General features: G+C 74.5%; 6 protein-coding genes. 2 read left to right on the forward strand and 4 right to left on the reverse strand.

Annotated features, from left to right (window positions below):
- Positions 1-70 precede the first annotated feature (70 nt).
- Entirely contained in the window at positions 71-1,015 is a 945-nt protein-coding gene (locus ACGF0J_RS18945) for a pentapeptide repeat-containing protein (protein WP_393147387.1), read from the forward strand.
- On the opposite strand, the gene ACGF0J_RS18950 is transcribed toward ACGF0J_RS18945, so the two are convergent.
- A complete protein-coding gene (locus ACGF0J_RS18950) occupies positions 967-6,582 on the reverse strand; it encodes a TIR domain-containing protein (RefSeq protein ID WP_393147389.1) in 5,616 nt (1,871 codons plus the stop codon). The genes ACGF0J_RS18945 and ACGF0J_RS18950 overlap by 49 nt on opposite strands.
- Positions 6,583-6,639: 57 nt before the next feature.
- On the opposite strand from ACGF0J_RS18950, the gene ACGF0J_RS18955 reads away from it, so the two are divergent.
- Entirely contained in the window at positions 6,640-7,812 is a 1,173-nt protein-coding gene (locus tag ACGF0J_RS18955) for an SLC13 family permease (RefSeq protein ID WP_393147391.1), read from the forward strand.
- Positions 7,813-7,896: 84 nt separating this feature from the next.
- On the opposite strand, the gene ACGF0J_RS18960 is transcribed toward ACGF0J_RS18955, so the two are convergent.
- Genes ACGF0J_RS18960 through ACGF0J_RS18970 form a run of 3 tightly spaced genes read right to left on the reverse strand, consistent with a single transcriptional unit; the run spans position 7,897 to position 10,358 of the window.
- Complete coding sequence (locus ACGF0J_RS18960) at positions 7,897-8,697, reverse strand: inositol monophosphatase family protein (protein ID WP_393147393.1); 801 nt, start codon at positions 8,695-8,697, stop codon at positions 7,897-7,899.
- A 9-nt stretch (positions 8,698-8,706) separates the two neighbouring features.
- A complete protein-coding gene (locus ACGF0J_RS18965; RefSeq protein ID WP_393147395.1) occupies positions 8,707-9,321 on the reverse strand; it encodes a hypothetical protein in 615 nt (204 codons plus the stop codon).
- The gene (locus ACGF0J_RS18970; protein WP_393147397.1) at positions 9,318-10,358 is read right to left on the reverse strand and encodes a hypothetical protein; all 1,041 of its coding nucleotides are present in this window, start codon (positions 10,356-10,358) and stop codon (positions 9,318-9,320) included. The genes ACGF0J_RS18965 and ACGF0J_RS18970 overlap by 4 nt, the downstream gene beginning before the upstream one ends.
- Between the last annotated feature and the right edge of the window lie 222 nt (positions 10,359-10,580).

Raw genomic sequence — 10,580 nt, forward strand, 5'->3', positions numbered from 1 at the left:
GCGGGCGGCCCGCCCGGCGGTACGATGGTCGGCGGTTCTGAGGGGCGAGCGGATGGTGGCGGTTCCACACATGACCGATGAGCGGCCGGCCGCCGGGCGGCACGACCTGCGGGGCGACTGCGCGAGCTGCTTCGGCCTGTGCTGCGTGGCGCTGCCCTTCTCCGCCTCCGCCGACTTCGCCGTCGACAAGGCCGCCGGCAGCCCGTGCCACCACCTGCGGGCCGACTCCCGGTGCGGCATCCACGACCGCCTCCGCCAGGAGGGCTTCCCCGGCTGCACCGTCTACGACTGTTTCGGCGCCGGGCAGAAGGTCTCCCAGGTGACCTTCGGCGGGCGTGACTGGCGGCAGGACCGGGAGACGGCGCGGAGCATGTTCGCGGTGTTCCCGGTGGTGCGGCAGCTCCACGAGCTGCTGTGGTACCTCACGGAGGTGCTCGCCCGGCCCGAGGCCCGCCCGGTCCACGACGAGGCGCGCCGCGCGTTCGACGAGATCGAGGCGCTCACCCGCCGCGACCCCGCGGTCCTCGCCGAGCTGGACGTGGCCGCCCGGCGCCAGGCCGTCAACCCGCTGCTGCTGCGTGCCGGCGAGCTGGTACGAGCCCCGCACCGGGCCAGGAGCCGCCGGGGCGCCGACCTCATCGGCGCCCGCCTGAGGAAGGCCGACCTGAGGGGCGCCGACCTGCGCGGCGCGTACCTCATCGGCGCCGACCTGACCGGGGCGGACCTCAGGGACGCCGATCTCATCGGGGCCGACCTGCGCGGGGCCGACCTGTCCGGCGCCGACCTGACCGGCAGTGTCTTCCTGACCCAGCCGCAGCTCGACTCCGCCAAGGGCGACGGCGCCACCAGGTTGCCGGGCTCGCTCACCCGCCCTGGCCACTGGCCCGCCACCCGGACGGCAGGGGCGGCGGGGGAGCGGGCGACGGCCAAGGCGGGGTCGCGCAAGCCGGCGCCCAAAGGCGGCCGTCAGAAGAAGGGCGCGTCCAAGGGCACCTGGCGGACCCCGGGCAGATAGGGGTCGAGCTCGCCCAGCTCGAACCTCGACATCCCGATGACGTGCCAGAACTGCCCGCCCAGCTCGCCCTGCACCTTGTAGCGGCCGTCCGGGGCGAGCGCCGCCCACCCCTCGGGCAGCCCCAGCAGCGTGGCCCGGCGCTCGCCGCCCTCCCAGAGGATGACCACCCCGTCGTCGCCCGCGCTCGCCAGCAGGTCGCCGACCGGGCTGTAGGCGACCGACCATACGCGCCGGGAATGCCCGGTCAGCACCTGCAGCTCCGCGCCCGTGGCCGCGTCCCACACCCGCACGGTCAGGTCGTCGCCGCCGGTGGCCAGGCGCGTGCCGGTCGAGTCGAACGCCACCGACCACAGCCGGCCGGTGTGCCGGTCGAGCGTGTGCCGCAGCACCGGCTGCCACGGCTGGCCGGGCCGCAGCTCCCACACCTTGGCCAGCCCGTCGTTGGCGGCGCTGGCCAGGTGCCGGCCCGACGGCGAGAACGCCACCGAGTAGACCCGGTCCGTGTGGCCTTCGAGCGTGGCGACCCGGCCGCCGGATTCGACGTGCCAGATGCGCACCAGCCGGTCGTCGCACCCGGTCGCCACGTAGCGGCCGTCGGGGCTGAAGGCGATCGAGCGGACCCGGCCGCGGTGATCGGCCAGGTTGCTCACCTGCCGGCCGGTCGCCCGGTACCAGACGCGCACGCTGTCGTCGTCGTTGGCGGTGGCCAGCAGCGAGCCGTCGGGGCTGAACGCCTCGGCCCACACGTGGTCGGTCTCGGCGTTCAGCTCGCGTTCGTAGTCGCCGGTGGTGGCGTTCCAGAAGTGCACGCCGCCGTCGTTGCTGGAGGTGGCGAGCACCGGGCCGGCCGGGGAGAACAGCGCGGACAGCAGCCGGTCGGAGGTGCCGGTGAACTCGCGCAGCCGCCGCGCCGAGCGCGGCTCCCACACCCGGACGACGCCGTCGTTGCCGCTGGTGGCGAGCATCGAGCCGTCGGCGCTGAACCGTACGGACGAGATGCGCCTGCCGTGGCCGCGCAGCACCCGCTGGCAGGCGCCCGAGGCCGGGTCCCACAGCCGGATCGTGCCGTCGTTGCTGCTGGTGGCGAGCTGGCCGCCGTCGGGGCGGAACGCGAACGGCCACACCGAGCTGCGGTGCCCGCTCAGCTCGATCCGGGTGGTGCCGCCGGGCGCCTGCAGCCGGACGAGGCCGCCCGAGTCGCCGCTGGTCAGGGTGCGCCCGTCAGGACTGAACGTCACCTGGTAGACGGCCGCCGCGTGGGTGGTGTGCACGCCGCGCGGCTCGCCGGTGACCGGGTTCCACAGCCGTACGGCTCCGGCCGTGTCGCCGGTGGCGAGCAGCGAGCCGTCGGGGGAGAAGGTCACGCAGTAGACGCTGCCGGCATGGCCGGCCAGCGCGTGCCGCAGCGTCCACGTCGCGGTCTCCCACACCCGTACGGTGCCCGCCTCGTCGCCGGTGGCCAGTAGCGAGCCGTCGGGGCTGTGCGTCGCGCGGTAGACGGCGCCGCGATGCCCGCCGAGGTTCGCCACGACCGTGCCGGAGGCGAGGTCCCACACCCGCACCACGCCCGCCGAGTCGCCGGTCACCAGCGTCGCGTGGCCGAACGAGGCGGTGTAGATCGGCGCCTGGTGGCCGGCCAGCCGGTGGACCGGCCGCCCGGTCGGGGTCTCCCACAGGCGGACCACGCCGTCGCCGCCGCCGGCGGCCACCAGGTCGCCGCCGGGGCTGAGCCGCAGCGGCCACACGCCGTCGGGGTGCCCGGCCAGTTCGCGCAGCCGCTCGCCGGTCGCGGCGTTCCACAGCAGGACGCTGCCGTCGCTCGCGCCGGTGGCGAGCAGCTCGCCGGCGAAGCAGACGGCGTAGACGCGGCCGCGGTGCCCCTGCAGGGTGCGCACGGGCGAGCCGCCGACGCAGAGCAGCACGCCGCCGTCCTCGCTGCCGATCGCGATCGTCGCCCCGTCGGGGCTGTAGGCGAGCGGCTCGGGCAGGCGGCTGGTCTGGAAGTGGTAGCCGTACGGGACGCCGATGGCGGCGGGCGCAAGCTGCGTCTCGACCGGCCGTCCGGGCACCACGGCGGCGCCCGGCAGGTGGGGCAGGGTGCCTGTCACGTTGATCAGCGTGGCCCGGTGCCAGCGGGCGCCCTCGACGGACACGTCGCTCAGGTCGGTCTCGGCCAGCCGCGCCCCGGACAGGTCGGCGCCGGTCAGGTCGGCGCCGGTCAGCCGGGCCCCGTCGAGCCGCGCCCCCACCAGCCTGGCGTCGCGCAGGACCGCCCGCGACAGGTTGGTGCCGGCGAGCGTGGTGTCGGTCAGGTCGGCGCCGGTCAGGTCGACCTCCTGCAGGTCGCGCGCCGACAGGTCCTCGCCCTTCAGGTCGGCGCCGCGCAGGTCGGCCCGTGCGGGGGTGCGCAGCCGGGCAGCGATCTTGACGGCGTTGCCGCGGGCCACGTCGTCCGCGGGCGGGTCGGCCACCCATGCCCGCAGGGCGCGCACGTCGGCCAGGTCGCACAGGAACTCGACGGTCAGCGCCGACAGCGGCCGGCGGGCCAGCGCGACAGGGTTGGCCATGGTGGCCGCGACGTGCCGGGCGATCAGCCACTCGCCCACCGAGGAGTGGATGAACCCGAACATGCCCTCCTCGGTGCGCACCAGCAGGCTGCCCGACCCCATCGCGTACGCGGTGTGCGCGGGGGAGAGCTGGCCGCCCGCCAGGTCGGTCAGCGTCTCGGCGAACTCGGTCAGCTCCTCCACGCCGAGCAGCGTCTCGCCGGCGTCCCACAGCCGCAGCGCCAGCGCCGTCACCGCCTCCCACAGCTCGGCCGTGGTCAGCGCCGTGGCCGAACCGGGCATGGTGGCCCGCCGCTCCTCGTAGGCGAGCCAGGAGCCGAGGATCTCCTCGTACAGCAGGGCCGGGCTGATCGTGTGGCGGGCCCGGACGGCGGTGCGCAGCCGCTCGGGGTCGAGGTCGGCGATGAAGCTCAGCATGCGGGGGTTCTGCGCCAGGTCGAACAGGCCCTCCAGGCTCTCCAGGAGCGCCATGCGGGCGCTCGCCTCGCCGTGGTCGTCGAACCGGTTGGCGAGATAGGAGCCGATCTGGGAGCGGGAGAAGTTCTCGACGCCGAGGACCCTGCGCTGCGGCAGTACGCCGACCATCTCGCCGAGGGAGGTGAGCACCTGGCTGTGCGACTTGAAATGCTGGGTGCGGCTGGCCACCACGATCTTCGCCTTGTCGTCGGCGGCCGCGAGTAACGTCGTCAGGTGGTCGGCCGCACGCTCGTAGGTCAGCCGCGTGACCAACTCGTCGAACCCGTCGAACAGCAGCACGATGCGGCCCTGCCGCAGCAGGTAGCGGAACGCCTTGAGGTCGATGAACTCTTCACCGTGGCCTGCCAGGTGCGCCGCCACCAGCGCGTCCACCGAGTGCGCCTTGTCCAGGGCGCGCAGCTCGATGAGGATCGGCGTCAGGTGGGGCAGCTCGGCCGGGATGCGCCGGGCCAGCTCGCGCAGCGCGAACGTCTTGCCGTGGCCGAAGTCGCCCAGCAGCAGCAGGAACCTGCCGTGGTCGGCCGACAGCAGCCGCACCAGTTCGTCGGTCAGGCCCTCCTTGATGTGGCTGCCGGGCCGGTCCAGCTCGCGGTAGCGCTGCGGCACGTACAGGCTGGGCGGGTAGCGCCGGTCGGAGGCCAGCCTGGCGGTCTGCTCGGCCACGTAGCCGGACAGGTCGAGCAGCCCCTGGAACTCGGTGAAGCTGCGCAGGCGCACGCCTCTGCGCATGAGGTCGTCGCGGATGGGGCGGCCCGGCGGCGGACCCTGGTAGACCAGCTCGGCGGCGAGGCCGGACGCGTGCGCCCGCCTGACGAAGTCGTCGGCGTCGCGGCCCGTCACCTCGCCCACGTGGGCGCCGACCATCGTCTGGCGGACGAATCCGTCGTCGGGGTGGGTGACCACCAGGTGGGCGGGGAAGCGGCGGATCCGGGCCCGCTCGTGCCGGGCCTCGCACACCTCCACGATCCGGTCGAGGAGCAGCTCCACCGGGCTCGGCTCGCGCCCGGCCCCGTCGGGTGGCGGCGGCGGGACCGGGCGCGTCTCGCCGGTGAACGTGGCACGTGCCGCCCGCCAGGTGTGTGAGGCGCGTTTCGGCTGCTCGTCGGGCAGCCAGGTGCGCACGCCGCCGGAGCTGATCTCGACCACGTGGTGGCGGCCCGCGCGGGGCGCGGCCACGCACGCGGCGCCCGCCTCGTCGGCCGCCTCGGGGTTGCCGTGGAAGAGCAGGTTGACGCGGTGGGACAGCAGCCGCCCGTAGGCGGTCGCGTCGCGCAGCGCCGCCGGCGGGTGCCCCACGGCGCCGAGCCGCAGCCACGCCCGCTCCTCGTACGGTCGCAGCCGCTCGGCGAACCACGCGGCCTGCGTCTCGCCGAGCAGCGGGTAGGCGTCGCGCTCCAGGTGGCTCATGGCCATGGTGGAGTTGAGCCCGGCCACCACCACCCTCAGGTCGGGCACCTCGAACAGCGTCCACGGCTGCCCGCCGTCGAACACCCGGTCGTCGAGCCCCTGGTAGACCTCGCCGAACAGGCCGGCGAAGTGCCGCCACTTGGGCCAGTAGGGCGGCTGCGGGCTGACGTCGTCGGCCTCGCAGGTCAGGAAGTAGGCGCTGGCGGCCGCCTTGGTGACGTCGCGCGGGCCGGGGACGACGACCAGCCGGTGCGGCTCCAGCCCGAGCAGCAGCCGCAGCCCGGTGAGGAACCGCGTCGCCTGCCCGAACTGGCCGAGGCTGCCCGACTCGGTCAGGTCGCCGCTGATCACCATGAGGTCGGGCCGTGGCATGCCCCGGTCGTACATGGAGGTCAGGTCGGCCCAGATGCGCGCCTGCATGTCCTCGGGTGTGAACGGCTCGCCGGGGTCCGGCAGCGCCCGGCCGAACCGGGGGCCGCCGATGTGCAGCACGGTCAGTGACTCGCGGCCCCGCTCGGCCGCGGCCGACGGCGGGAACTTCGGCGCCGTGCCCGGCGCGCGCCGGGCCCGCGAGCGGTCGGCACGGCGGTCGGTGAGGCGGTCGGTGGGGCGGTCCAGCGGGGGCGGCGGCGCGGCCACCGGCCCGCGTGGGGCGCCGGCCGGGAAGGCGGGGGCGGCGGCGGGCTTGGCGCGCCCGGCCATCGCCTCCTTCACCCGGTCCAGCAGCAGCCCGCGGGCCTGGTCGGCGTCGGTCACGCCCAGCAGGTCGACCCAGGTGATGGTGGACAGCAGCCCCTCCAGGTGGACGTCCTCCAGCCGGATCGTCACCAGCTTGTTGGACGGTTCGTCGGGGTCGGCCCGCAGTGCCGCCTGCCACTCCAGGCGGCCGTAGCGGGAGGTCAGGTAGTTGCGCGAGAGCACCGCCACGACGAGCTGCGCCTCGCTGACGCCCCGGTCCATGAAGTCGATGAAGTTGGTGCCGGGGACGAAGTCCCACGCCTGGATCATGGTCTTGTAGCCCGCGGCCTCGAGCTCCCAGGCGATCCAGGTCGCCCACGCCGTGTCGGCCGGGGAGTAGCTGACGAAGATGTCGGTCGGCCTGCCGTCACGTGCCATCCGCCCAGTATCCCTCGCGGGATCGGCGTTTTGGAGGCGATGTGCGATCATCGTCGCGTGTGGCGTCGACTGGGCGTGCTCGACGGGATCAGGATCGGGCTGCTGGTGCTCGGCCTGGTCTTCGTGGCGACCGGGCTGCTTCCGCTGCGCGAGGCCGGCGCGAGCCTGAGCGAGATCGCGCCGCTGCTGGTGTTCCTGGTGGGCATCATCGTGCTGGCCGAGCTGACCAAGGAGGCGCAGGTCTTCGACGCCATCGCGGCCAGGATGGCGGTGTTCGGGCGCGGCGACTACGCCGCGCTCTTCGTGCTGTGCACGGCCTTCGCGTCACTGGTGACGATCTTCCTGAACCTCGACACGACCGCGGTGCTGCTCACCCCGGTCATGCTGGCTCTCGCGCCCAAGGCCCGCATCGCCGCCCTGCCGCTGGCGATGACCACGATCTGGCTGGCCAACACCGCGAGCCTGCTGCTGCCCGTCTCCAACCTGACCAACCTGCTCGGCATGGAGAAGATCGGCCTGGACGCCCAGGCGTTCGCCGGACGCATGTGGGCGCCGCAGCTCGTGTCCATCCTGGTCACGATGGCGTTCCTGTGGGCGTTCTACTGGCGGCGGGGCGAGCGGCGCGACCTGCGCTACACGCCGCCCGTGCTCGAACCGGTCGCCGACCGGGTGCTGTTCGCCGCCGCGGCCACGGCCTGCCTGCTGTTCATCGGCGCGCTGCTGGCCGACGTGGAGGTGGGGGTCGCCGCCGCGGTCGCCGCGCTGATCGTCGTCGTGGCGTTCGCCGTGCGCGACCGCCGCCGGCTCACCTGGGCCCTGGTGCCCTGGCAACTGCTGATCTTCGTCACCGGGTTGTTCCTCGTGGTCCCCACCCTCAGCCGGTGGGGCCTGGCCGATCTGATGGCCTGGCTGCTCGGCACCGGCCACGACCCGTACCGGACGGCCGCCGTCGGCGCGGGGCTGGCCAACGCGATCAACAACCTGCCCGCCTACACGGCGGTCGAGGCGGTGATCCCCGGCGAGCGGCAGGACCAGCTCCTCGCCCTGCTCGTCGGCACCAACGTGGGTCCGGTCGTCACGCCGTGGGCGTCGCTGGCGACGCTGCTGTGGTTCGAGTCGTGCCGCCGCAACGACGTCAAGGTGCCCATGGGCCGATTCCTGCTCACGGGCGCCGGCCTGGCCGTCGTGGGGCTGCCGCTCACGGTGTGGGCGCTCGTCGCGACGTCCTGAGGGGCGGCCGGGCTCCGCATCACGGTCGACGGCCGGAAGGTGGGCCGACGGCGCGGGCATGTGCAGGTACACCACCAAGGCTGATCAGCCGAGCAGCGCGAGCAGGCCGGGCAGGGCGCGGGGGTGGGCGGCGACGAAGCTGCGGTCGTCGGCCGTCCCGTCGAACCGGTCCTCGAACGGGCCGCCGTCCAACGCCCTGATCTCGATGCCGGCCTCGCGCGCGAGCAGCGCGCCGGCGGGCAGGTCCACGGCCTCCGCCCGGTAGCCGACGATCCCGTCGATGTCGCCCCTGGCGAGCATCGCCCATGACAGCAGCGGCGCCCACAGTCGCAGGACGCGTCTGGCCCGCAGCTCCAGCCGGGCCTTCAGCGCGCACGCGGCGGGATCGCCGCGCGCCACGCCGTACCCCTGCGTCCACGCCAGCAGCGGCCCGTGCGGCGACGGCTGGTACGGCGGGGCCAGCCGCGCCCCCGACGAGGCGACGGCCCCCGCGCCGCGGACGGCCGACCACGTCTGGCCCGAGACCGGGTCGTGCACCACGCCGAGCACGGGCCGCCCGCAGTGGCACAGCGCGACGCCGACGACGTAGGCGGGCAGCCCGATGGCCACGTTGTTGGTGCCGTCGAGGGGGTCGACCAGCCACGTCCACTCCCCGCCCGCCGCGCCCAGCAGGCCCGACTCCTCCGCGATGACCGCGTGCGAGGGGAAGGCGGCCAGGATGCGTTCCAGCAGCAGCTTCTCCGAGGCCAGGTCGAGGTCGGTGACGATGTCGCCGCCGCCGCCCTTGCCGCGTACCCCGAGCGCCCCGTCGGCGCGGGACCGCAGCAGCGCCCCCGCCGCCTCGGCGGCCTCGACCGCGACCGCGCGAGCGTGTTGCAGGTCCATGGGCACCCCTCAGGTCAGGCGGGCCGCTATCAGGCTCACCACGTGTGCGGTCTCGCCGGCGTCGAGCGGCTGCCGGCGGACCCGGTGGAGGCCCGCCCGCAGCGGGCCGAGCGACAGGTCACGGCCGCCTGGCCGGCTCCTGCCGAGCGCGATGGTGGCGGCCTCGCCGCCCTCGGGCACCACGCTGCTGTGGAAGCTGTCGGCGGGCAGCGTGTACGTGTCGCCCGGTCCGAACACCTCGACCCGCCCGGTCGCGTGCCGCACGGTGCGGCGGGTCGGCGAGATGCGGTCGCCGTGGGCGGTGCTGACCACCTCGAACACCCGGTGGGTGGCGTCCGGCCCCGCGTCGGTGACCACCGCGTGCACGTTGCGCACCTGCCCGTACAGCACGTGGCTGAGCAGGTCCCAGCTGTGGCAGTGGATCTGCGAGGTGGTGATCTCGGCGGGCGCGAGCGCGCCCGACCACAGGTGCAGGCACACGCCGTCGCCGCCGTGCCGCTCCAGCGGCAGGCAGACGAAGCCGAGCGGGTGACGCACGGCCGTGACTGTGCCCGACAGCGCCGCGAGCGCCCAGGCCCGCGCGCGGCCCCCGGCGATCTCCTGGTAGACCCGTTGGTAGCTCATGGCGCGTACGGGTTGACGGCCCGCAGCGCCTTGCGGGCGATGTCGACGACGTCGTGCTCGTTGTACGACCTGGGCAGGGCCACACCGATGGTCTCGAACAGCTCCTGCACCTCCTCGACGGTCGGCTCGTCGCTGAGCGGCGCCTTCTTGTACATCTCCAGCGGCACCCGGCGCGCCTGCTCGAAGCTGAGCCGCAGCTCGGTGTCGCAGTTCTCGTAGTAGAAGGTCCCGGCCAGCGCGGTCATCGCCCGGTTGGGGTCCTCGACCGTCATGATGAGCCGGGTGGCCGACAGGTCCCAGCGGAACGTCGTCATCGTCTCCGACAGCCCCACGCCGATGTCGAGCAGCCCGTAGCGCTGCCGGTGCCAGAACGCCGCCAGGATCGTGGCGTAGGACTCCTTGCGCACCCGGTCGGTCGTCCACGTCTCGCCGGTGCCGTCGGGCGCGTCGGACAGGGAGCGCCGGTAGTGGGCGTACGTCTCGCACACCTCGGCGTTGGTCGGGTCGATCACCTCGACGCGGACGGTGAGGTGGCGTTTGACCCGGCGTGCGGCGGCCACGCACTCGGGCAGGGTAACGGCCCGCAGGTAGGTGCCGGTGCCGCCCTTGAAGCTCCACCGGGTGGTGTCCTTGCGGGCTTCGGCGTGCGCCTGCGCGATCTCCTGCCGGCTGCCGAGCACGCGGACGAGTTGCAGGGCGTCGAGGGCCATGCGGGTGCCGGTCACCAGGGCGTCGATCTGGTCGAGCCGGTGCAGGCGGGCGGGCAGGTCGGCGAGCGCCCCCGAGGTGATGGTCCGTTCGACGGGCGCCTGCCGCTGCCGGTCGCGCAGCAGCGCCGTGGCCACGAGCGCGAGGATCAGCAGGGTCGCGGCGCTGACGAGCTGCTGCTGGACGTCGGCGCCGTCCTCGCCGAAGACGTCCTCGGGGATGACGCCCAGCACGCCGACCACGATGGCCAGCACCAGGGCGATCGCGCCGTCGGCGTTCTTGGCGGCCCAGGGTGCGGCCCGTCCCCACGCCGACATGAACCGTGACATCGCTGGCCCCGCATCCGACGATCAGTCAGTCCCCGAGGTCATGGTAACGATCGTCCCAGGCGAGGGCCAGCGCGGGGAAGATACGCTCGCCGCACCGGGCGGACAGATCCTGGCCGCGGGGGCCGGGCCCGGCCCCGGCGCCCCCCCGGGGGGGGGGCCCGGGGGGGGGGGGGGCAACCCCGCCCCGGGGGGGGGCCCACGGACCCGGCCGCCCCGCCGGGC

Source organism: Nonomuraea sp. NPDC047897, assembly GCF_043204415.1.
Classification (GTDB): Bacteria; Actinomycetota; Actinomycetes; order Streptosporangiales; family Streptosporangiaceae; genus Nonomuraea.

Excerpts from the sequence above, each read along its gene's own strand:
- ACGF0J_RS18945 (WP_393147387.1), top strand. The coding sequence starts at position 71 with ATGACCGATGAGCGGCCGGCCGCCGGGCGGCACGACCTGCGGGGCGAC.
- ACGF0J_RS18950 (WP_393147389.1), bottom strand. The coding sequence starts at position 6,582 with ATGGCACGTGACGGCAGGCCGACCGACATCTTCGTCAGCTACTCCCCG.
- ACGF0J_RS18960 (WP_393147393.1), bottom strand. The coding sequence starts at position 8,697 with ATGGACCTGCAACACGCTCGCGCGGTCGCGGTCGAGGCCGCCGAGGCG.
- ACGF0J_RS18965 (WP_393147395.1), bottom strand. The coding sequence starts at position 9,321 with ATGAGCTACCAACGGGTCTACCAGGAGATCGCCGGGGGCCGCGCGCGG.
- ACGF0J_RS18970 (WP_393147397.1), bottom strand. The coding sequence starts at position 10,358 with ATGTCACGGTTCATGTCGGCGTGGGGACGGGCCGCACCCTGGGCCGCC.